Genomic DNA, 23,384 nt, shown 5'->3' with positions numbered 1-23,384 from the left:
TAGCCAATATATGTACAAGATAAAGGCAACATAAAATCCTCTCTTAAGCAAAGGTTTCACAATAAGAGGGTACATCTTATGTTACTCTGCAAAGTAATCATAAATATAATCAGCCAAAATTTTTACAAGTATTCTAAAAAATATACCATAATATCTAAAAAATAATAACTATAATGACATTAAGAAAGCGTTTACTTAATTGTTTTTTAGGAGGGCTATCATGAAAAGGGATATTAAGAAAATTATTTCACAAATGAAGTTAGAAGAAAAGGCGAGTCTATGTTCTGGATTAGACTTTTGGAATACAAAAGGGATTGAGCGATTAGGAATTCCTTCTATTATGGTAACTGATGGGCCACATGGCCTTAGAAAACAAGCAGAGGGAGCAGATCACTTAGGGATTTATAACAGTATTCCATCGACTTGTTTCCCATCAGCAGTAGGGTTAGCAAGTACATGGAATAAAGAATTAATAAATCAAGTAGGAGTTGCATTAGGAGAGGAATGTCAGGCTGAAAATGTAGGTGTTCTCCTTGGACCAGGTGCAAACATAAAACGTTCGCCGCTATGCGGAAGAAACTTTGAGTACTTTTCAGAGGACCCATATTTATCATCACAAATGGCTGCAAACCATGTTATAGGTGTACAAAGTCAAGGGATTGGAACGTCATTAAAACATTTCGCTGCTAATAATCAGGAGCATCGCAGAATGTCTGTAGATACAATTGTTGATGAAAGAACATTGCGTGAAATCTATCTTGCTAGCTTTGAAGATGTCATTAAGGAAGCACAACCTTGGACAGTAATGAGCGCTTACAACAAGATAAATGGTGAATACGCTTCGGAAAATAACTATTTATTAAATGATATTTTAAAAGATGAATGGGGATTTGAAGGTTTTGTCGTTTCTGATTGGGGTGCAGTAAATGAGCGTGTTGAAGGTTTAGCTAACGGTTTGGAGTTAGAAATGCCTTCAAGCTTTGGAATTGGTGAGAAGAAGATTGTTGATGCAGTTAATGGTGGTGAGCTATCTGTAGAAAAGCTTGATCAAGCTGTAGAGCGATTACTTTACATTATTTTTAAAGCTTATGATAACCAATTAGAAAACGCTGTGTATAGTAAGGACGCGCATCATCAGCTTGCTAGAGAAGTTGCAAGTGAAAGTATGGTTATGTTAAAAAATGAAGATTCCATCCTTCCGCTGAAAAAAGAGGGGACGGTAGCGATAATTGGAGAATTTGCAAAGCAACCACGTTATCAAGGCGGCGGAAGTTCTCATATTAATCCAACAAAGCTTGAAAGTATTCTCGAAGAAATCGAAATGGTATCAGGTGAAAAAACAAACATATTATTTGCACAAGGCTATAATCTTGCAAGCGATGATGTAGATGAAAACATGACTAATGAAGCAAAAAAGATTGCAGAAAGCGCAGATACAGTGGTCCTTTTTGTTGGACTTCCAGATCGTTATGAGTCAGAAGGTTTTGATCGAAAGCATTTACAAATGCCAGAGAATCACGTTCAATTAATTGAGGCTATTGCGGAAGTTCAAAGTAATATCGTTGTAGTTTTAAGTAACGGAGCACCGATTGAAATGCCATGGATAGGTAAAGTAAAAGGAATACTTGAAGGCTATTTAGGTGGGCAAGCATTAGGCGGAGCAATTGCTGATTTATTATTTGGTGATGCGAATCCAAGCGGGAAATTAGCAGAAACATTCCTGAAAGTTTTAAGCGATAATCCTTCTTACTTAAACTTCCCTGGAGAAGGTGACAAAGTGGAATACAAAGAAGGTGTCTTCGTCGGATACCGTTATTATGATAAGAAAAATATTGAACCATTGTTCCCATTTGGTTTTGGGTTAAGCTATACAAACTTTGAGTATAGTAATCTTTCAGTAGATAAGAAAGAAATAAAGGATACGGAGACAGTTTCTGTCACTGTAAACGTGAAAAATATTGGTAGTACGGCAGGGAAAGAAATTGTTCAACTCTATATAAAAGATATTGAAAGTACTATGATTCGTCCTGAGAAAGAATTAAAAGGATTTGAAAAAGTAGAATTGCAGCCGGGAGAAGAAAAAACGGTTAACTTTACTTTAAATAAAAGATCATTTGCTTATTATAATGTTGAATTGAAGGACTGGCATGTTGAAACTGGTGAATTTGAGATTTTAGTAGGTAAGTCTTCAAGAGAGATAGTTTTACAAGATAACGTGTATATTCAATCAACGACTATAATTCGAAAACCAGTATATCGTAATACTTTACTAGGGGATATATTTGCGGACCCAATTTTAGCACCAATCGCAAAGGGGCTTATGGAAAAGGCATTAAAAGACAGCCCGTTTGGTAGTATGACTGAAGGGGATAGTGATGCCTCTGAAATGATGGATGCTATGCTGAACTATATGCCATTACGAGCATTAGTAAACTTTAGTGCAGGTGCTTTCACAGAAGAAATGTTGAGTGAAATCATTGGGCTATTGAACGATGCCCAGATGAATCGATAGGTGTGAATGAGCTTTTTATCCCGTATTAATGGCCCGGAAATGCCCGAGTGGTTTGGGTTAATAATCAGTGGTGGATGGACAAAATCTCATTGATTAAAGTTTTATGTAGGACGTTTCTCCAACAAAAAAAGAAAATGAGAGTTAGAATCTCATTTTCTTTTTTTTGTACTTATTCTGCTAAATATAGAATCATATGCTTGTCTATCATCTTTAATCAGCGTTTATAAATAGGAGCGATGAGATGGCCATGAACCTTGGAGTTTACGAATTTGTATAATTTGACCTGTATGATAAGCATCGTGCAATAGGATATTCATATATTGTTGCCAAACCGGTAGAGAAGGACTTGGTTGATCCAGTTCTTCTTCTTGAAGGGATGTTAATGAAGATTGTAAGGCATCATGTACTTGAAGCGTTCGCTTCACTGTTTGCTGCCAAGCATCCTCATCATTAGGTCCACCTTGGACAAACGTGTCATCATTATTTTGTGGAGCAACAAATGTGTCATCTTGATGTAAGCGGGAAAGTAAGCGCTCTTTAAAGGTTAGTAAATGGTTTGCATTTTCCCAAATCGTATTACTGGCCTTTCCTTCTGGTTGCCAACATGCTTGTGCAGCAGTAAGATTCTTTAACGCTTCTGATATCGGTGGGTACCATTCTTCTTCGTAAAAAACTTGTTTGACTCCATTTTGTAATATTTCTTTTTTACCCATTCGTATAGCCTCCTTAACTATGAGATAGACCAACAATAAGTGTTAGAGAAATTAGGTAGAAACGTACCTATTTATTATCTGATTGATATTTTGAAGTTTCTAAAAGAACAATATGACGCCGTTGTAGCAATTGTATAAATAAACTTATGCTTTCTAAATCATTTTTCTTACTGCAATAAATTCTCCTTTCTCATCAAGAAACCTGCCTCATAGTTGAACAAGAAAATCAACTGCAGCTTAAATTTAAAAAATTGTAGCGAAATAAATTTCTTGATGTTTCGAAATTCTAAAAATACAGAAGGTTTAATTCAATAAATATAGAATTTAATACATAGCAAGTAAGGAGGAGATTAAATGGAAGTCTTTCACGTAACGAGTAGAAAAAGGGAAACGTATAACGTTCAAATGAAGTATTCGATACTGTTCGAATGTGCACTTGGCATTGCGGCAATTACTCATAAGAGGTTAATCGATACTCTTGAAAAGTCTCAAAGCGAATGGGAAGAAATTAGAACATCTTTATCTTATGAAATGATAGAGCATTTGCAATTTGTCGAGAAGCACAATACGTGGAAAGTGTTGCTACAGTTACTGTATGATGGAGATTTTCAGGACTTAGCGCAGTTTAATGCTAAAATCGATTCACTTTCAGTAGAAGATTTGAAGTATATATGTTTACCGTTTTTAGGAGAAAAGTATGAGGAGAAAAGACGTTTAGCAGCAAATGGAGATGTAACTGCAATATATGAACTAAAAGAACTGACACAGGAACATCAATTTTTTTCTACGTATATTGAGTTTATATGTAATACAAATATGAAATTATTAAAAGGGCATTTAATCGCTGTTATGACAGGATGGTATGAGAGTGTCATTAAGAAAGAGGAAGAGCAACTACTTTCTATACTAGAGCGAGATTATGAAGCGAAAAATGAAATGAATAAAAAGATGAAACCGGAAGAGTTTGTCGAGTGGGCTACAGGAGGAGTTTTATACATGCCAGAGCCAAGTGTGCATCATGTACTTCTTATCCCGCAAATGACATACAGACCGTGGAACATAGAAGCAGATATTGAAGACACGAAAGTATTTCATTATCCGGTCGCAAATGAAAGTATTCATCCGGAAGATCCATATGAGCCGAGCTATTTTTTAGTACATAAACATAAGGCGCTTGGGGATGAAGCGAGATTAAGAATTGTAAAAATGTTGTTTGAAAAAGAACGTACATTGCAGGAAATAACGGAAAGATTACAACTTGGGAAATCAACAGTACATCACCATTTAAAATTATTACGTTCCGCAAAGTTAGTTGATATTCATGACGGCAAATATGTGTTGAGAAAGAAAGCAGTACAGTCTTTAGCGAAAGAATTAGAAGTATTTTTAAATAGATAATATACAACGAGAATGTACATAAAGGGAGGAATTTAATAGAAAAGTTGGTGCGTTATAATGGAAAATGTATTAAAAAATCGTTCATTCTTTTTTATGTGGATTGGCAGTGCAATTTCAGAATTGGGCGGGGCTTTCGGGACGTTTTGTAATTCAATTCTTGTATATGAGTTAACAGGATCAAAAACAGCATTAAGTAGCATGTGGTTACTATATTTTATCCCGTCTCTCATACTGCAACTAATAAGCGGACCATTTATAGATAAATGGAGCAGAAAGTGGATTATGATTTTTTCGCAATGGATGCGAGCATCTGTTTTCTTACTACCTTTAATGATGTTAGTTACTGGTAATATAGAAGTTTGGCATGTGTATGTCGTTCAAATAATAATCGGGCTCATTACACCGCTTTATACACCTGCAAGTCAAGCAATTACACCAAGCATTGTAAGTCAAAAGCAGCTTCAAGATGCAAATGCGTATATAGATGGAATGACCCGTCTTATGATGTTTCTTGCGCCAATATTAGGTGGTATCGTTATTAAATTTATTGGAATCAAATTAACAATATTGCTCGTATGTATTTGTCTATTTATAAGTGGGGGATTATTGCTTTTCATAAAAGAAGAAAGGTTAAAACAAGAACTGAGAAAAACGTGGCTAGAACAGTTTCTTCACGGTTTTACATATTTTTTCACAAAACCAATAATCATTTGGCTCGGTGTATTTCTTACTTTCGTACAATTTGGGGTAGGGGTAACGATGGTTACAAACTTGCCGTATATAAAAGACGAGCTGTCAGCAGGATACGCGGAGTACGGCTATTTTATGGCAGGGTTCCCACTTGGCTATGTAGTTGGTTCCATATTAGTTGGGAAAATGAAGTATAGAAGCCGTCGACTACTTATGCTTGGAGGATTGTTCGTAGGGGGACTTACTTACATTTCACTAGGTTTAAATAATAGTATTATTATTGCGATTGTAATCGAAGTAATTGCCGGTATATGTATTGCATTTTTCAATGTTCATAACACGACAATATGCCAACAAACTGTCCCAAATAATATGATAGGAAAAGTATTTTCAGTGCGACTATTTTTCATACGATCCGCTATGCCATTAGGTGTGTTATTAGGGGGAATACTGAGTGAAATGTGGGGAGTGAGAGTATTATACTTTATCATCGGTGCGATTATATGTGTCACTTCTTTAATAGGGATAGTGCTACCGTATTTTAAATTTTTAGATGAGTCGATTGAAGAGAAGTCTGCATAATTCTAAAAATTTAAAACTTTATAATTGAAAATAATTATCATAATCAATTATAATAGAAGAATACTAGTATTCGTATTACAAAGAGGGAGTGGGATATATGTTTATCGAAACGAAGACATTTACAGTAAAAGAAGGTACATCTGATATAGTAGTACAGCATTTCACTGGAGAAGGTATTATTGAAAAATTTGAAGGATTTATCGACTTAAGTGTACTCGTGAAAAAAGTAAGACGAGGAGACGAAGAAGTAGTCGTTATGATTCGCTGGGAATCTGAAGAAGCATGGAAAAACTGGGAAACGAGTGAAGAACATTTAGCAGGGCATAGAGCGAGCCGTGGTAAACCAAAACCAGATCATATCATTAATGTTGAACATGGGGTTTATTATGTGAAATCATCGAAATCGGCTTATCAGAAGTCGTAAAATATAATTAAAGGTAGAGGATATTTGTTTATTAATAAACAAATATCCTCTCTTTTTGATTTATAGTAAAATATGGATGTGATACATGTTTATTCGTTTAGTTATAAATGGAGGTAAATGAAGTGAAAAAAATGTTACTAATGGCAGCTTTAGCAACGGCATTATTATCAGCGTGTAGTAATAATAATGTGAAAGAAGAAGTATCTAAGAATGAGGAAGAAAAACATGAAAGCAGTGCAAAAATAGTAGAGCAGAAAGAGTATATCATTATTGATAAGAATTATAATGAAATATTTCTAAAAGATGCTAACTCAAAAAAAGAAGATAGTGTGAAAGTAAGTTTAAGTAATTTAAATCCAACAAAATGGAAGGCGCCTAAAAGAAACGGTATCCTAGATATAGGTGATTATATCTCTTTAGAAAAAGAAGAGGGTAAATATACACCTATATTAGTAAAAGATCTTGTAGGTGAAATAAAGTATGATGGTACAATTAAATATAAAATTTTAGAAGCAACTAATAAATCAGTAAAGTGGTTTCCACTAAATAAAGAGAATAATGGGGGATATGTTCCGCCAGAGATGGTAAAAGTGGTGAATGCACCGAAAATAAAAGCTGGAGATATTGTAACGATTCAAGATAAAACAAAAAGCAGTAAAGACGCAATTGTATATGAACTGACAATTGTTGAATAAGTATGTAGAAGATTATAAGAGAAGTACAATATATTTAGGTAACGAATAACTCCATAATAATATGTTTGGAGGTTACAAATGTTAGAAGCACAAACATCTATTAAACATGAACAACATAAAAAATTAGTGCAAGTAATAGTAGCCGAAACCTTATCTATAGATAAGGTAAATGGATGTATGCTGATCGGATCTGTCGCAAGAGGTGATGCATATCCTGAATCGGATTTAGACTTATATATTCTTTTAGATGACGGACAAAAGAAGAAATTTGATTCTGAAATGAGAGAAGGTATTTTAATTGAATATAAGTATGCAGATTTTAATCAAATTCAATTAAACTTTAAAAACAATCCGATGGAACTATACTCATTTTTAGAAGGGAAATTTTTATTTGATAAAAGCGGTGAGCTGAAAAAGTTAAAGGAAATAGCTAAACATGAATTTGAAAACTACCGTGTTTCTAGTGATAAAGTAAAAGGCATTTCTCATTGGTTACATAGTTCGCTAATAAAAATTCAGTCTGCATTGAAAGCAAACGATGAGTTAAAAGCTTCATACATAGTCCATACGTCAACTTGGACATTATTAGAAGGGATATGGGCTATTAATAACAAACCTACACCGCCAGTGGGATCTGTTTTAAGGTATATTCAAGTGTTGCCTAATAAACCAATCCATTTGGATGCATTACTTAATAAATTATTTTTAGGAGAGACAATAGAGCGCATCTCTTCAGCAATTTTCTTGATTGAGTGGATTTTACTTAATTTGGAGAAAAAATAATATGGCTATAACACTTGTCAACTTATATAGGTAAATCGATACTCCATGTCGAATTGTTCATATGATTGCATTCATTTCGAAAAATGTTCTAGGCTACAGGAAAAAGCATAAGAGTATTAAAAAAGTCTTAGACGGTATATCTTTCCTTACATATGTAAGTGTTATCAATATGAGTATATATACCCTCTGTTTAAAAGGAGATGAGTGAATGAGATTGAATCATTTAAATCTATGTGTTGATGATTTATCAGAAGCGAGGCATTTCTTTGAAACATTTTTTGATTTTCAATTTTTGGAGCAAAAGGGAAAGGCACTTGTAGTGATGAGTGATGAGAGTGGATTTATACTTGTGCTAAGCGATCCAAAAGCATTTAAGGGGAATAAGGAAGTTATGTATCCTGAAGCTTTTCACATTGGTTTTTTAGTGGATACTTCAAATGAAGTTGATCAAGCATATAATCGTTTAGTAGCTGGCGGCATTGAAATAGAAAAGGCACCGTATTCTATGAGAGGTAGTAGTTATGGTTTTTATTTTACAATGTTTAATGGATTGTTAATTGAAGTATCTTGCCTTGACTATAGAGATGGTAAGAAAGTCTCAAAACTCAATAGCAATCATCAAGAGTAATGGTTTGAAGATATATATAGCCCCTTATCCAGTTTGGAAAGGGGCTTGATCATTTTATTCGCTTTTTTAATGGAACACCAAAGCAAAAAATAAACGAATTTTAGTCAAAAATCTGACTTGTGAGACAGCTTCTTGATTAATCTATAATGTAAATGGTCTCCATTTTCGAATGAAACAATGGATAGACCGATTTAAAGGCGTGGTTACAAAAATATTTCGATAACTATCTTGCCTGATTTTTATTTATTGATAGTTGCAGTAACGAAAGCGCTAAACACAATATAAAAAAGTTTCTCTTATCGTCATTTGTGTATGAAATGATTGATACGTATGAGAGCTTACGTTTATCTAAGTTTATCGCGTAATTGTTCATTCTAATGCAACAAAAAATAATTATCGTTTACTCCTTAAAATGGTAAAATCATATTTGGAGGTATAATTATGGGAAAATTCAGTTTATTATCAATAGTCTTGATGTTTGCAGGGATATTATTATTCGGATTAAATTGGATAATAGATGGATATTCTGAGCCGATTGTCCTTTTTAGTTTTATTTCTTTTTTAGTTGGAATTGTACTAAGTTTTATAGCAGTTGTTAAACGGGAAAAAGGAACATTAAAATTCATATCACTTATTTCTTACTTCGTTGTGATGTTTTTAATTACTTGGTTTGAACCATTTCAGGTAATTCGAATTATTACTTGGCTAAAAAATGTCTCTTAACAGCGAAAAAGTCGAAAGTATAAAAACGGGAAACCCTTATAGTTGGGTTTCCCTCTAATTTACTCAATTTTCAACATTAAAATTGAGCAGAGCCAAAATATAAATATTAAGCGTGAATATAGTAAGGATACACCGGTTATGGCAGCAAATTATTGGGAGTATATCATTATTTTAAGAAGTAGAGAAAGATGTTTTGTATGATAATTGAAAATCTAAAACAAATAAAACCATTAATGAACTAGAGTGTCGTCAACTTAAACCAAATGCTGTAGATTTGAAATAAAGTTTGATAAAAAGGTCTATTTCTTAGGATAATTGCTTATGCATTAAACATCACTAATTTTTTGTATACTGTTGCTGTAAACTTTCGCGAGAGTTGGAAAATAGATTTGCAAATCAATCGGGTTTACAATCTGATGTGGTGATGAGGTGTGAAACTATTATGAGTAGTACAGTGATATGAATAGGAGGTTGACGCTATGACAGCTACATATAAAGATATGGCGTTTCAGTTGAAAACGGAACGACTCGACCTGAATATGTGGGAGGAATCCGATGCAGTATGGCTGAGAAAATTAATTGGCGAACGTGGTGTGGACATGCCAACCATTGACTCTGTTCGTAGCTATCTTATTGAGATGCGCAAGAAAGCAGCTGAAAATGGTATTTCTCTTCTCACTATCCGTAGGCGAGACGAAGGCGATTTCATCGGATACTGTGGCTTAATTATCGGTCGTTCCACGCATGAAGAGCCGGAGATTGCATACGAGTTGTTCCGCAGTGCTCATCGCAAGGGTTATGCGACAGAGGCAGCATCAGCTGTGCTAGAGGCCGCGATTGCTACGGGGCGCCAAAGACTTTGGTCGACTGTAGGCGCTTGGAATGTTGCGTCCTTCCGGGTATTAGAAAAGATAGGATTTAAGCGGCATCACAGTACGTGGGGTGAGCGTGGTGAGATTGTTTGGAACGTACGCGATCTCTAGAAATCTGACCCAATTCAGAACAATAAAAAATGTAAAAGAAAGCCCCTATGTTAGGTTACTCAGTAATTTAACATAGGGGCTTTTCCTTATAGTAAATATTGATTTTGTATATATTTAAGTGTAATAGGCTGTCTTTTACTTTAATTTTTCACATCATCATAAAGTTCCAGCGCTTCTTTCACATTCAATCTATTTTTCACAATGCCATGAATTGCTTGAATCATCGCAGCTGGATGTTCGGATTGCCATATGTTTCGGCCCATGTCTACTCCGATTGCGCCTTCTTGGAGGGCGTTGTACGTAATGTTTAATGCGTCTTCGATTGAATCTAGTTTCGGACCGCCCGCGATTACGACTGGAGCAGGGCATGTGCTCGTTATTTTTTCAAATCCTTCGCAGTAGTACGTTTTAATAATATCAGCACCCATTTCAACACATACGCGGGAGGCAAGTGCTAGAAAACGAGCTTCACGTTTTTGTAATTCTTTCGCAACGGCGGTAATGCCGAGTACTGGCAGTCCGTAATCGTGAGCTTCTGAAACTACGTTTGCGAGATTTGAAACAGTTTGTGTTTCATAGTCTGATCCTACAAAGACAGAAACGCCGACGCCAATTGCGTTTTGTTTTACTGCTTCTTTCACAGGTGTAACAATTGTTTCATTCGCTAAATCTTTACCGACGACGGTTGCCCCGCCTGATACACGCATAACCATCGGTGTGCTGCAGTTTTCAGGAATACAGGAGCTAAGTACACCGCGCGTTAAAAAGAGGGAATCTGTATAAGGAAGTAAGTTTTTAACTGTTTCTAACGGTTGTTCTAGTCCGTGAATTGGTCCTAAAAAGTAGCCGTGATCTATCGCTAACATAACTGCTCTGCCATCAGGTAAAATTGTGTTTAATCGATTTTTAAATCCCCAAGTCATGTGAAATCACTCCTTCGTAAATGTTGGATTTTCCGTTTGTACAGTATCTTTATTTGGTAAATGTGGTGATTTTATAAAAACAGCTTTAAAAGGTTTGTCAGAATGGTTAATTAGATAGTGAGATTCATGAGGGCGAACTTGTAAGACATCACCTTGTTTGATTGGAACTCTTTCGTTATTCACATAGAAATCTATTTCTCCTTCTAATGCATAGAAGACTTCTTCGCACGTTGTATGATAATGATTTTGAAACTCTTGCCCAGGCTGAATGACGACAAGGCCAAGATCAATATTTGGACCTTGTATTAAATATTTCGGCCCGTTATCACCGAAGCGATATGTGAAATCATTTTCATTCACTTTTAGCATAAAAATCACTCCTTTATGTAATGTGTTACAGTGCACCAGGGGCAATCCACATATGTGATGTGAAACCTTTATCGGCTAAAGAAAGTTGGCTAGCATACACCGTTTTCCATGTTTCATAGAATCCTTTATAAATCTCATGATTTTCAGCGTTTGGCTTAAATGTTTTTTCCCACTGTACAAATTGCTCTGCAGTTTCTTCGAGTGATTCATATATGCCTGCGCCAACTCCAGCGGCAATTGCGGTACCTAAAGCAGCGGCTTCTTTTACAACGGGTACTTTAACAGGGATCCCAAGGACATCTGCTAGTATTTGTGGCCAAAGTTTTCCTTTAGCAGCTCCGCCAGCAAAGATTACTTCAGAAGGGAATTTACCAGTAAGAGCTTCAATTAATTTCAAGTTGCCAAGTGTAACGAAGGCCGCATTCTCCTCAATTGCACGAAACATCTCTTTCTTCCCACATTTGTCAGCATCTAAACTCAAATTTAAAAAGGATGGTGCAGCATGTCGCCATGAAATATAATTCATTACATTTGAAAAAGTAGGAATTATGCCATGTGAACCTACAGGAACTTCTTTCGCTTGTTCTTCTAATAATTCATAAGCATCTACACCGAGTTTATCAGCGAGTCTTTTTTCTTCTTGGCAAAAAGCATCTCGAAACCATCTCATAACAAGGCCAGGGAAGAAAGCGATTGTTTCGTATTGCCATAGGTTAGGAATGACGTGGCAATTTACACGAATCGCCGCATTTGGATCAGTTTCTGATTTTGTTATATTTACTTCTTGTTGCCAAAAACTTCCCCCGCATATAAATGTTTGTTCAGGCTTTACAACGCCAGTCCCGAGTGATGCCATTTGAGCATCACCGCCGCCAGCAACGACAGGTGTTCCTTCAAATAACCCTGTTAATATAGCACTTTGTTTTGTGACACTCCCGATTACCGAACCAGCCTCATTAACTTTTGGTGAAAAGGCTAGCGTAAGTCCACATTGCTCAGCAACTGAGTTATCCCAAACTCTATTTTGTAAATCGAATATACCGGACGTGCATCCATTGGAAGAATCAATTTGCAAACTTCCGCACAATTTATATAAAATCCAATCGTTTAACATCGTAAAGGAATGAATGTTTCTGTATACATCTGGCTCATGCTTTTTTATCCAAAGTAAGCGAGGTAAAGCACCTAATGAAAAAGTTTGACCGGATTTTTTATATAAATCTTCTTCAATTTCGGAACGAATTTGTTTTAGCTCACTAACTTCCGCTGATGCGCGGCCATCAACATTTGCACAAGCCCATATTTCTTGCCCGTTTTTATCGTATAAAACAAAGCCCTCACGCATGCTCGTTGCACTTATACCTTTAATAGAAGAGGGGGACGTACTACTTTTTTGAAGAATATCCTTCGTACATTCTTGAACGAGCTTCCAATTTTCTTTTACATCAAAATTCATAGAACCGGGATAACGAATATCTGATTTATGAATCCATTCTTTTTGACTAACAGCAAGTTGATTACCGTTTAAATCAAAAAGAACTGCTCGAATACTTCCTGTACCAGCATCGTAAGCTAATAGAGTAGACATTAAGATTCACCTTCCTTTCTTAATAAAGAGAGGGCAGTTTCTTCATCAGTAATTAATGTATGAATGAATTTTCCTTTTAAGGCGCCGTATATTGCATCTATCTTTTCTATACCGCCAGCTACACCAACGACATGCTTCATATTTTTAAGAACAGAGAGTGGTGTGCCGATAAGACGATTATGATGAGGAAGTTCTAATTGTTTTCCGGCAGTATTGTAAAATTGTCCTAAAATATCTCCGGCCCCGTTCTGACTACGTATATATGTCATTTCACGTAGTGTTAGTTTTTCTTCTTTCACAATTGTGGCGTCCTGAGATAAGCTACCAATGCCAACTACTGCTGTATGCGCGAGTGAAGCGACGTGAAGCATATCTTTCACGCTCGGTTCTGATAGAATAATTTGCGTCATTTCGTTTGTAGATGTAAGAAAAGGGGTAGGGATAATATGAAGGTCGCCTTGCATGTAGTTTAAATAGCTTTGATTTCTTGGAATATAGTGGTTTACGCCTCCTGTAAGAGTAACGATTGAGAGATTCATAGAAGTTTCAAAATGAATGTTTTCTAGCATTTTACTAATCGTTTCGCCCCAGCCGATGCCGAGTAAATCTCCTTGTTGCAGATGAGTTTCTAAATATTGTGCAGAGGCTTTTCCGAGTGATGATGCATAATCTTCAGTTGGTGTTGGAATAACGAAAGCATCTTTTAGATGGAATTTTTTCATAAGGTCACGTTCGATGCTTAAACAGTGTAAACCAGTACCTTTTACTTGAAATGTGACGATACCTTCCGTACGTGCTTTATGTAACAACCGAACAACTTTATTTCTTGAAATGTGGAGAAGTGAAGCTATTTCTTGTTGCGTTAGTTCATCTTTATAGTAATACCATGCTACTTTTGTTAACAAATTGTCTTCAAAGTTCAGCTGTGACATGCTCTTCATCCCTTTCAACAATTGACCACTGCTTAAACATATGTGTTCGTTATTTTGATTATTCCAGTTGAAACGATAAATAGTCCGGTGAAAAAAGTGTTCTAGATATGAAAAAAGAAATATACAATGCTACAAAACAAGTAGAACAAAAAATCATCTTCTCAAAAAATGTTTTGGATAAAGAGAAACTTTAATCAGTGGGGGTTTTGTTCATCCCCCACTGATTATTAGCCCTCACCAATCAGGAATTTACTGGCAGTTTATCTCATACCTAACTTCTTTGCCTAAGCTGAATTTTTAGGTGGGAGTTTTACTGCCAGTTAATGCGGGATAAAGGTAGGTGACATCATGTGGAGAACGTGCCCTTATTACAAGTTACAAAGATGAGTAAATCATTTGCAGATCAACTCGTATTAAAAGAAGTCAATTTACAATTAGAGCGTGGAGACGTATACGCTTTAGTCGGTGGAAATGGTGCCGGGAAATCAACGTTAATGAAAATATTAATGGGTTTACATTCATACGATTCAGGAAAAATGTTTGTGAATGGAGAAATACAAAAGTTTTCAAATACAGCAGAAGCACATCAACATGGCATGTATTTAATTCCTCAAGAGCCGCTCATTTTTCCTCATATGACAATTGAAGAGAACATTTGTATCGGAATGAAAGCGAAAAAGAAAGAGCTTCGAAATAAAATTAATAAGTTGCTAGAAGAATTAGGGTGGAACATTCAACTTCATGATCTAGGGTTATCGTTATCCATTGCCCAGCAACAATTAGTAGAAATATTGAGGGGATTAATAAGGGAAGCTGAGATTCTTATTTTAGATGAGCCAACATCGACATTAACAACTCACGAAATTAAGAGTCTTTTTGTGTTGATAAAAAGCTTAAGAGAAAAAGGAATTGGCATGATATACATTACACATCGTTTTCCAGAAATCTTTGAAATTGCAAATAAAGTAGCGATTTTGCGCGATGGTACGATTGTTAGTCAGGGAAATGTATCGAGCTATACATATGACTTGCTAATGGATGGGTTATTGCCAAAAGGTTCTAGGCTTGAGGAGAAGAAAGAAATCGTACATGAAGAAATAGAGCCTTCGGAAATAATATTAGATGTCACGAATGCGTCTAGTTACGCGTTTCAAAATGTATCATTAACTGTACATGCTGGGGAAGTTGTTGGGATTGCAGGTATCGTCGGATCAGGTAGGACAGAATTAGCCGAATCAATATTTGGATTAATGCCTTTGAAATCAGGTTCCGTCTTATTAGAGGGAACAGCCATTACGAAGTATTCGGTACATAAGCGAATAAAAGAAGGTATGGTGTATGTACCGGAGGATCGGGCAGGGAATGGTATATTTTCAAATGCGTCTGTTAAGGATAATATAACATCGGCATCTTTAAACAGTATGAGTAGCTTCTTTTTAAATAATAAAAAAGAAAGCGCTTTATCCGAATTGTATATAAAACAGTTTCGAATTGTTGTATCTCATATGAATGAAGAGCTGACCTCTTTATCGGGTGGGAACCAACAAAAGGTCGTACTAGCAAAATATCTTGCATGTAATCCGAAAGTAATTATTCTTGATGAACCGACCCGCGGTATTGATGCGAAAGCAAGACTAGAAGTATACGAAACTATATTAAGTTTGAAGAGAAAAGGACTGGCGATCATATTAATTTCTTCAGATGTAGAAGAAATTGTTCAATTAGCAAATCGTGTATATGTCATGAGAAACGGAGAATTTGTCTCTCATTTAGAAAAGAAGGAAATTAGTATAGATGAAGTTACACGCCTGGCATATGGAGGAAAGGGAGGTGTAACGGAGTGAAACGTGTATTTAAAATGCATGAGATGTCTATTATTATTTTATTACTTCTTTATATAGCCTTCGTTGGAGTAATGAATCCTAGTTTTATTCATTTTAGCTCATTATCTTTAATGCTGAAATCAAGCGTTATTTTAGTTGTTTTGGCAATTGGTCAATCTTTCGTATTGTTTACGAAAAATATAGATGTATCAGTAGGATCTATTGTGGGCTTAAGCGCTGCAGTTTGCGGGATGTTGTTAACAGATGGATACAGTGCCTTTATTTCAATGTTTGCGGCAATTATACTTGGTGCTCTTATTGGTATGGTAAACGGAATTGGCGTTACGAAATTTCGAGTGCCAGCTATCATTATGACATTAGGAATGCTCGGGATTATTAGAGGTGCAATGTTAATATTTACGGGCGGAAAGTGGATTGAAGATATTCCGAATGAGTATAAACAAATTTCTTCTATTATGATACTAGGTATTCCGGTAACCGTATGGACCGTTCTTATCATATTGCTGCTACTATATTTCTTTTTAATGAAAGTACAAATTGGAAGGTTTTTTTATGCGGTAGGTGATAATGAAGATGGTGCAAGGCTTATTGGAATACATGTAGATAAAGTGAAAATATACGCGTTTATCATATCAGGCATAAGCGCTGGGCTCGCTGGATGCATATTCGTAATGAATATTGGGTTCGTTCCAAATCAAACAGGTACAGGGATAGAATTGCAAGTGATCGCTGCTGCTGTATTAGGTGGTATTCATTTAAAAGGAGGAACAGGTTCTATATTTGGAGCGGCATTAGGTGCATTCTTTTTAGAAGTGATAAGCAGTTCACTCGTCTTTTTAAAAATTCCTGCATTTTGGAATAGTGCTATTTCAGGATTTTTACTTTTACTCATCATTATATTAGATAGTGGATTGAAAAAATGGAAGAAACTCCGGCAATTAGAAGAAAGGAGGGTGAATCTATGAGGGGAATACGTAGTTTGTATAGATGGGAAGGGGTTCTTCTCTTATTGCTTCTCGTAGAATTCATTTTCTTTAGTTTCATAAATAGTGATTTCTTAAACATTAGTAACCTCCTTTTTAGCATGAACGATTTCCTCATTATTTCAATTGCGGCTATTCCGATGACATTTGTCATTGTAACTGGCGGAATTGATGTATCAGTAGGATCTATTATGGGGCTTACTTCGATTCTTATCGGCGTACTTTGGATGAATGGTGTGCCTATACTGCTGGCAGTTATCATTGCGCTCGTAGTAAGTTGTATAGCCGGCGGATTAAATGGACTTATTATAAAAATGACAGATGTAGAACCTCTTGTCGTTACACTTGGAACGATGTTTTTATATGCAGGAATCGCTCTTGTTATTTCAGGTGGTTCGGGGGCAACGGGTTATGAAGGAATTAGTGGTTTACCAGATTCGTATGTGCAACTGGCAAATGGTAGTTTTATCGGTATACCTAATTTATTATGGCTCCTTGTCATTTTAACGATAGTATTTACGATATTGTTTCACCATACAACATACGGCCGTCACGCAAAACTAACTGGTGCAAATGAAAGTACGGCGAAATATTCCGGGATTCGAACGAAGAAAGTAGTGATTATTGCATACGTACTTTCTGGGTTAGGAGGTGGATTAGGAGGAGCTTTCTTAACAGCGTATTTCGGTTCTGCTCGTGCTGATATTGGAAGTGAAACGATTTTGCCAGTTATTACGGCAGTTGTATTAGGAGGCACACTTATTACGGGCGGAAAAGGGAGTATTATTGGGACAGTACTAGCGAGTATTTTTATAGGACTCATGCAGTACGGTTTGCAAATGACTGGCTTAACGAATGAACAATCAAATGTAGTAATAGGTATTATCCTTATCGTTTCTGTTATTATGAGACATTTCAAATTACAACGATTCACTACGGGGAAAAGACGGAATTTGCATAAGGGGGAAATGTCATGAAGAGAAAACTGGGGATTGTTATTATAATGTGTATTTGTTTAATCGGTTTAATCGCTTGCTCTAGCCAAACGGCAGATAAGAAAAAAGCAGACGATGTGAAATTTGCGTTCATTCCGAAATTAACAGGAGTGGGCTTCTTCACATCAGGCGGTGAAGGTGCAAAAGAGATGGGGGATAAGTTAGGTGTACAGGTGAAGTATGATGGACCGTCTGAGGCGAGTGTATCAGGGCAAGTAAAATATATAAACAATTTCATTAATCAAAACTACGATGCAATTATGGTTTCATCTACGTCAGTTGATGGTCTCTCGCAATCACTGCAACGTGCAAAGAAAAAGGGGATGACTGTATTAACGTGGGATTCTGATGTGAATCCGAAAGACCGTTCGTTTTATATTAGCCAAGGTACACCAGATCAACTTGCAAATTTATTAATAGAAATGACATCTAAGCAAATTGGAGATAAAGGGAAGGTCGCATTCTTTTATTCAAGCCCAACTGTAACAGATCAAAACCAATGGGTAACGAAGGCGAAAGAGATTATAAAAGAGAAATACCCGAACTGGGAAATTGTAACGACGCAATATGGTGAAAATAATGCACAAAAATCTTTATCAGTAGGGGAGAGTATTTTAAAAACGTATCCGGATATTAACGCAGTAATATGTCCAGATGCAACGGCACTTCCAGCGATGGCGCAAGCTACTGAAAATTTGAAAATGGATAAAAAAGTAGTCGTAACTGGGTTTTCAACGCCGAACGTTATGCGTGATTATGTAAAACGAGGAACAGTAGAGCAATTTGGTTTATGGGATGTTAAACAGCAAGGTGCACTCGCAACGTATGTCGCAAATGAAATTGTTGTAAAAGGGAAGAAGTTAAAAGTAGGGGATAGCTTTGAAGTAAAAGGAATCGGAAAAGTGAAAGTAGAACCAAACTCTATTCAAGGGTATGACTATGAGGCAGAAGGAAATGGTATTATCGTATTACCTGAACGAGTTGTATTTACAAAGGATAATATTGATAAGTATAATTTCTAGTAGAAAATAAAAACGTCCGAATATATCGGACGTTTTTATTATGTCGTTTTTTAATCTATCCGTTAATTGTGAACAGCTTCTTTTTCATTTAACCCAAGTGTGCGTCCTGTTGAAGCGTGAAGATCTTGGAACAATCTTGGATTTTCAGTTAGCGAAATGCCATAAGAAGGGATCATTTCTTTTATTTTTTCTTCCCATTCTACCATGCGGCCTGGGAAGCATTTTTCTAATACTTCAAGCATAACATGAACAGCAGTAGAAGCACCTGGAGAAGCACCAAGTAACGCAGCGATTGATCCGTCAGATGCACTAACAACTTCTGTACCAAACTGCAGTGTTCCTTTACCACCTGCATCAGTATCTTTTATTACTTGCACACGTTGACCAGCAACTACAATATCCCAATCTTCACTTTTTGCGTTCGGAATAAACTCACGTAATTCTTCCATACGTTTTTCATGTGATAGCATAACTTGTTGGATTAAGTATTTTGTTAAGCCCATTTCTTTTACACCAGCTGCTAACATCGTTAAGACGTTATTCGGTTTTACAGAACCGATTAAGTCAAGATTTGAACCAGTTTTTAAGAATTTAGGTGAGAATCCAGCGAACGGTCCGAACAGTAAAGCTTTTTTATTGTCTATATATCTCGTATCAAGGTGAGGTACAGACATTGGCGGAGCACCAACTTTAGCTTTACCATAAACTTTAGCATGATGTTGCTCAATTACTTTTTGATTTTTACATACCATAAATAGTCCACTTACTGGGAATCCTCCAATATGTTTTGATTCAGGAATACCAGTTTTCTGAAGTAGAGGTAGACTACCGCCACCGCCGCCGATAAAGACGAATTTTGCAGTATGGTGTTCGATTTTCCCACTATTCATATCGTGTACTTTCACTTCCCACAAACCGTTCTTCGTACGTTTAATATTTTCGACACTATGTTTGTAGTTTAGCTCGACATTTTTAGTTTTTAAGTAATCAAACAACATGCGTGTTAACGCACCAAAGTTAACATCTGTTCCAGAATCGATTTTCGTTGCAGCCATTGATTCATTAGAGTTACGGCCTTCCATAATAAGTGGAAGCCATTTTTTTAATGTATCAGGATCGTCAGAAAATTCCATTCCTTGGAATAGAGGGTTTTTTGAAAGCGCTTCAAAACGATTTTTTAGAAACTCGACATTTTTTTCTCCTTGCACCAAACTCATATGAGGTAGTGGCATAATAAAATCTTGTGGATTACGAATTAAATTTTTCTTAACAAGATACGCCCAAAATTGTCTTGAAAGTTGAAATTGCTCATTTACTTTTACAGCTTTACCAATATCTATAGACCCGTCAGATTTTTCGGATGTATAGTTAAGCTCACATAGCGCAGAATGTCCTGTACCAGCATTATTCCATTCGTTAGAACTTTCTTCTCCGGCATTTGCGAGTTTTTCAAATACTTTAATTTCCCATTCAGGTGCCAATTCTTTAAGTAATGATCCTAACGTTGCGCTCATAATTCCAGCGCCAATTAAGATAACGTCTGTTTTTTGCTGCATGTTGCTCATGATAATCTCTCCATCCCCTATATTGGCAAAAAAGAGTAGGTGTTTTTATATCTAAGCCGTAAAAAGAAAACACCACCTAGGCCCCACCTAGGTATTTACCTTTTTTGTCTCAATTATATAACCATCTCATACTCTATTATAATAATTAATAGACTAAAATATCTAGTGTTATCTGATAATTTTAAACTATTTAACGCTTTATTTCGCAGAATTCTTCTGTCATAAGGGTAAAAAGCATTGTAGTAAAGCGGAATTTGGAGAAGAATTCCAGTTTGATGTTATCTCAAAAAAACTTACTACTACATTTATTTTTAAGTTTTTATCTTTAGGAATTTGTAAGAATCTGTTTTTATTACATCTAATTTGAAAAAATAGAGTAAAAAACAAATTAATGGTAAGATTATTCTGAAAATAAAACAGGAGGGATACCAATGCTTACAAAAGAACAAATCGCAAATTTTTTTCGGAATTTTTCTGAGAATGAATGTAAAGGATCAAGTGATTTATACGAGTATTTATCAATAAAAATTTCTAAAGATGAGGAAGTTCTTACGTTAGCTTCCTACGCACAACCTGGTCAACCAATCCCAAACTTATTATTAGGTGCAGTCCATTATTTATTGTTAAAAGGAAAAGAACACAGTTTAAAAAGGTATTATTATAGTTTAGTTGAAGATGCTGATACAAATTTTGAAAATGCCTTTCACCAATTTAAAGATTTTTGCCATGTATATCGTGAAGAAATAATTACTTTATTACAAACGAAACTCGTTCAAACGAATGAAGTAAGACGATGTGCCTATTTGTATCCAAGTTTCTGTTACATATTTAATAAAGTGAACAAACCGTTAGCGTTAATAGAGATTGGTACAAGTTCTGGATTACAACTATTTTGGGATCAATATCGTTATTCATATGGAATGGAAAAAGTGTATGGAAATACACAATCGAATGTTCATTTAACCTCTGAAATAAGAGGGGAGAATATGCCGTATTTGCTAAAACAAAGTCCACCTGTCGTAGAAAGAATCGGACTAGATTTACATGTGAACGATTTAAATGATGACGGAGACTATTTATGGTTACGAGCGCTTATTTGGCCAGAACATAAAGAAAGACTGAAACTATTCGATCAAGCAGCAACGCTTGTAAAAGCAAAATCAGTACAATTAATAGAAGGTGACGGGGTAGCACTTCTCCCGGCCATTGCAAATCAAATAAGTGAAGATGCGGTGATTTGTATTTTCCATACACATGTAGCGAATCAAATACCAGAAGGTGTGAAACATACGCTAGAAAAACAAATTAAAGAAATTGGTGCAAAACGTGATGTATTCCACCTATATAACAACATGTGGGATCGGGATCTTCATGTTGATTATTATATTCACGGAAACGAATATTGTGAAACGGTTGGGGAGACGGAAGGGCATGGGAAATGGTTTAGTTGGGGGCTTGGGGATGAGTCGCTTTGTTAATGTAATCCTATAGGATGGGGAACTTTTGTTTTAAAATTAAATTTTTTTGATTAATATGATAATAATTTATGGTAAGTTGTATATAAGGATAAGATAAAAAGGATGATAAGCATGAAAAAGAGACCAGAAGCAAATGAATATAACCCGTATTATTCAACGTACATAAACTTAATACCAGATGGAGATATCATACATATTCTAGAGCAACAAATGAAGGAAACGAATCTTTTATTGAAGGATATTTCTGATAGTGATGGACATTTTAGATATGCTCCTAATAAATGGAGTATAAAAGAAGTAATCGGTCATATTGCGGATACTGAACGTATTATGGCGTATCGATTGCTTTCCATAGCAAGAGGCGAGACAGCAGAACTTCCTGGATATAACGATGATATGTATGTTCTTAGAGCAGCTTTTGATAAGCAATCTATGCAAGATCTTCTTGAGAATTTAACAGTTGTTCGCCAATCTACTATGCATTTGCTTAAAAGTTTAGATAAAGAAGCTTGGTTACAAAGGGGAATTGCGAACAATTCTGAAGTCACGGTTCTTGCATTAGCAAACATAATTGCTGGTCATGAGCTTCATCATCGTCAACTTATAAAAGAACGTTATTTGGGTTCTAAGGCATATCCAGCATGTTAAAATATGAAAATAAAAAGAGAATGATTCATAGGGTATTTTTGAATTATTCTCTTTTATTATTCTGCGTATCAGTGGAGTTATAAATGTTTTTTTACAAGGTTTATTCCTTCTCGTTGATGCTAATAGGGGGCACTATATTTGTAATGTAGTTGGTATGTATGTTAGTAGGAAAACAAGTACAATCTCGTTAAAAGGATAATTTTGTTTACATAATATTATTATGTAAACAAAATTAATGAATATACAACTTGTTAAATAGTTAATTATTTTTGATTTTTCAATGGCTGCATAAGTATGATGTTTGTAGGGGGGCGATCATATGAGTAAACACAAAAAAATCATAGCGATTTCAGGCAGCATTAGGAAAGGATCATCCAATACAAACATATTAAAAACTTTGGCCGCATTTATTCCAGATGGAGTAGATTACACTATATATAAAGGAATAGAGGAACTTCCTCATTTTAATCCGGATGTAGATCGAGTGGGAGCACCGGTTGTTGTTCAAGAGTTTCGAAAGGCATTAAGCGAATCACATGCACTGATTATTTGTACACCGGAGTATGCAAAAGGTATACCAGGAGTTTTGAAAAATGCATTAGAATGGCTTGTGTCTTCAGCGGAACTATATAAAAAACCAGTGGCGATCATAACAGCTTCACCGTCAATTGCGGGAGGGGATAAAGCCCATGAATCTTTGTTACTTACACTAGGCATGTTAGATACAGTTGTCGTTCAAAATGGCTCGTTATTAATCCCGTCTGTACGCACTAAATTTAGTGATGATGCAAAAGTTACAGATGAGGGAACAAAACAAGCTCTAATTTCTTTAATTCATAGTATAGTAGACGAAACAAGGGAATAATGATTTATTTTATATAAAGGCAATACTACTGTTAGTTTAAA

Annotated in this window: 22 protein-coding genes and 1 pseudogene; 17 read left to right on the top strand and 6 right to left on the bottom strand. The window is 35.7% G+C overall.

What is annotated here, in order from left to right; translation table 11 throughout:
• Positions 1–220 precede the first annotated feature (220 nt).
• A complete protein-coding gene (locus BAU27_RS29305) occupies positions 221–2,512 on the top strand; it encodes a glycoside hydrolase family 3 C-terminal domain-containing protein (protein ID WP_071772886.1) in 2,292 nt (763 codons plus the stop codon).
• A gap of 221 nt (positions 2,513–2,733) precedes the next feature.
• Here the strand turns inward: BAU27_RS29305 and BAU27_RS29300 are convergent, their stop codons facing one another.
• Entirely contained in the window at positions 2,734–3,225 is a 492-nt protein-coding gene (locus BAU27_RS29300) for a DinB family protein (RefSeq protein WP_071772885.1), read from the bottom strand.
• A 354-nt stretch (positions 3,226–3,579) separates the two neighbouring features.
• Between BAU27_RS29300 and BAU27_RS29295 the strand changes: the two genes are divergently transcribed.
• The 9 genes and pseudogenes from BAU27_RS29295 to BAU27_RS29255 all read left to right on the top strand — a co-directional run bounded on the left by BAU27_RS29295 (position 3,580) and on the right by BAU27_RS29255 (position 10,131).
• Positions 3,580–4,623, top strand: coding sequence for an ArsR/SmtB family transcription factor (locus BAU27_RS29295; RefSeq protein ID WP_071772884.1), 1,044 nt, complete (start codon positions 3,580–3,582; stop codon positions 4,621–4,623).
• A gap of 57 nt (positions 4,624–4,680) precedes the next feature.
• Positions 4,681–5,895: an MFS transporter gene (locus BAU27_RS29290; protein ID WP_071772883.1), complete on the top strand. Its 1,215-nt coding sequence runs from the start codon at positions 4,681–4,683 to the stop codon at positions 5,893–5,895.
• Between the two features lie 97 nt (positions 5,896–5,992).
• Positions 5,993–6,319 (top strand): antibiotic biosynthesis monooxygenase family protein, encoded by a 327-nt coding sequence (locus BAU27_RS29285; RefSeq protein ID WP_071746350.1) that lies wholly within the window; start codon positions 5,993–5,995, stop codon positions 6,317–6,319.
• Positions 6,320–6,426: 107 nt separating this feature from the next.
• Positions 6,427–7,014: a hypothetical protein gene (locus tag BAU27_RS29280; protein ID WP_071772882.1), complete on the top strand. Its 588-nt coding sequence runs from the start codon at positions 6,427–6,429 to the stop codon at positions 7,012–7,014.
• Positions 7,015–7,092: 78 nt separating this feature from the next.
• Complete coding sequence (locus BAU27_RS29275) at positions 7,093–7,797, top strand: nucleotidyltransferase domain-containing protein (RefSeq protein WP_071772881.1); 705 nt, start codon at positions 7,093–7,095, stop codon at positions 7,795–7,797.
• 208 nt (positions 7,798–8,005) lie between these two features.
• On the top strand, positions 8,006–8,425 hold the full coding sequence (locus tag BAU27_RS29270; protein WP_071746347.1) for a VOC family protein: 420 nt from the start codon (positions 8,006–8,008) through the stop codon (positions 8,423–8,425).
• A gap of 139 nt (positions 8,426–8,564) precedes the next feature.
• Positions 8,565–8,790, top strand: a pseudogene (locus tag BAU27_RS29265) (IS1595 family transposase); the annotation flags it as partial.
• Positions 8,791–8,866: 76 nt separating this feature from the next.
• Positions 8,867–9,148 carry a hypothetical protein gene (locus BAU27_RS29260; RefSeq protein WP_071772880.1) on the top strand — a complete coding sequence of 94 codons (282 nt, stop codon included), beginning with the start codon at positions 8,867–8,869 and terminating at the stop codon, positions 9,146–9,148.
• A gap of 479 nt (positions 9,149–9,627) precedes the next feature.
• Positions 9,628–10,131, top strand: coding sequence for a GNAT family N-acetyltransferase (locus tag BAU27_RS29255; protein ID WP_071772879.1), 504 nt, complete (start codon positions 9,628–9,630; stop codon positions 10,129–10,131).
• A gap of 140 nt (positions 10,132–10,271) precedes the next feature.
• On the opposite strand, the gene lsrF is transcribed toward BAU27_RS29255, so the two are convergent.
• The 4 genes from lsrF to BAU27_RS29235 are packed head-to-tail and all read right to left on the bottom strand — an operon-like array spanning position 10,272 to position 13,943.
• Positions 10,272–11,054 (bottom strand): 3-hydroxy-5-phosphonooxypentane-2,4-dione thiolase, encoded by a 783-nt coding sequence (gene lsrF, locus BAU27_RS29250; RefSeq protein ID WP_000219780.1) that lies wholly within the window; start codon positions 11,052–11,054, stop codon positions 10,272–10,274.
• A 6-nt stretch (positions 11,055–11,060) separates the two neighbouring features.
• Positions 11,061–11,423, bottom strand: a complete 363-nt coding sequence (locus BAU27_RS29245; protein WP_071772878.1) for a cupin domain-containing protein — start codon at positions 11,421–11,423, stop codon at positions 11,061–11,063.
• 25 nt (positions 11,424–11,448) lie between these two features.
• Positions 11,449–13,011, bottom strand: a complete 1,563-nt coding sequence (lsrK, locus tag BAU27_RS29240) for an autoinducer-2 kinase (protein ID WP_071772877.1) — start codon at positions 13,009–13,011, stop codon at positions 11,449–11,451.
• Entirely contained in the window at positions 13,011–13,943 is a 933-nt protein-coding gene (locus BAU27_RS29235; RefSeq protein WP_071772876.1) for a sugar-binding transcriptional regulator, read from the bottom strand. The genes lsrK and BAU27_RS29235 overlap by 1 nt, the downstream gene beginning before the upstream one ends.
• Before the next feature lie 350 nt (positions 13,944–14,293).
• Between BAU27_RS29235 and BAU27_RS29230 the strand changes: the two genes are divergently transcribed.
• The 4 genes from BAU27_RS29230 to lsrB are packed head-to-tail and all read left to right on the top strand — an operon-like array spanning position 14,294 to position 18,787.
• Positions 14,294–15,787: a sugar ABC transporter ATP-binding protein gene (locus BAU27_RS29230; RefSeq protein WP_071772875.1), complete on the top strand. Its 1,494-nt coding sequence runs from the start codon at positions 14,294–14,296 to the stop codon at positions 15,785–15,787.
• The gene (locus tag BAU27_RS29225) at positions 15,784–16,752 is read left to right on the top strand and encodes an ABC transporter permease subunit (protein WP_071772874.1); all 969 of its coding nucleotides are present in this window, start codon (positions 15,784–15,786) and stop codon (positions 16,750–16,752) included. The genes BAU27_RS29230 and BAU27_RS29225 overlap by 4 nt, the downstream gene beginning before the upstream one ends.
• Positions 16,749–17,747 carry an ABC transporter permease gene (locus BAU27_RS29220; protein WP_071772873.1) on the top strand — a complete coding sequence of 333 codons (999 nt, stop codon included), beginning with the start codon at positions 16,749–16,751 and terminating at the stop codon, positions 17,745–17,747. The genes BAU27_RS29225 and BAU27_RS29220 overlap by 4 nt, the downstream gene beginning before the upstream one ends.
• Positions 17,744–18,787 carry an autoinducer 2 ABC transporter substrate-binding protein LsrB gene (gene lsrB, locus BAU27_RS29215; RefSeq protein ID WP_071772872.1) on the top strand — a complete coding sequence of 348 codons (1,044 nt, stop codon included), beginning with the start codon at positions 17,744–17,746 and terminating at the stop codon, positions 18,785–18,787. The genes BAU27_RS29220 and lsrB overlap by 4 nt, the downstream gene beginning before the upstream one ends.
• Positions 18,788–18,849: 62 nt before the next feature.
• On the opposite strand, the gene BAU27_RS29210 is transcribed toward lsrB, so the two are convergent.
• Positions 18,850–20,352, bottom strand: a complete 1,503-nt coding sequence (locus BAU27_RS29210; RefSeq protein WP_071772871.1) for a malate:quinone oxidoreductase — start codon at positions 20,350–20,352, stop codon at positions 18,850–18,852.
• 431 nt (positions 20,353–20,783) lie between these two features.
• Between BAU27_RS29210 and BAU27_RS29205 the strand changes: the two genes are divergently transcribed.
• From BAU27_RS29205 to BAU27_RS29195, 3 genes are all read left to right on the top strand, one after another.
• On the top strand, positions 20,784–21,830 hold the full coding sequence (locus tag BAU27_RS29205) for a DUF2332 domain-containing protein (protein WP_071746336.1): 1,047 nt from the start codon (positions 20,784–20,786) through the stop codon (positions 21,828–21,830).
• A gap of 111 nt (positions 21,831–21,941) precedes the next feature.
• Positions 21,942–22,478 (top strand): DinB family protein, encoded by a 537-nt coding sequence (locus BAU27_RS29200; RefSeq protein ID WP_071772870.1) that lies wholly within the window; start codon positions 21,942–21,944, stop codon positions 22,476–22,478.
• Positions 22,479–22,797: 319 nt separating this feature from the next.
• Positions 22,798–23,343, top strand: a complete 546-nt coding sequence (locus BAU27_RS29195) for an NADPH-dependent FMN reductase (protein WP_071746334.1) — start codon at positions 22,798–22,800, stop codon at positions 23,341–23,343.
• The last annotated feature ends 41 nt before the right edge of the window (positions 23,344–23,384 follow it).

Origin of the sequence: Bacillus sp. NH11B, assembly GCF_001884205.1 — a bacterium.
In the GTDB taxonomy this organism is placed as follows: Bacteria; Bacillota; Bacilli; order Bacillales; family Bacillaceae_G; genus Bacillus_A; species Bacillus_A proteolyticus.
This window is presented reverse-complemented; position numbering and strand designations above follow the sequence as displayed.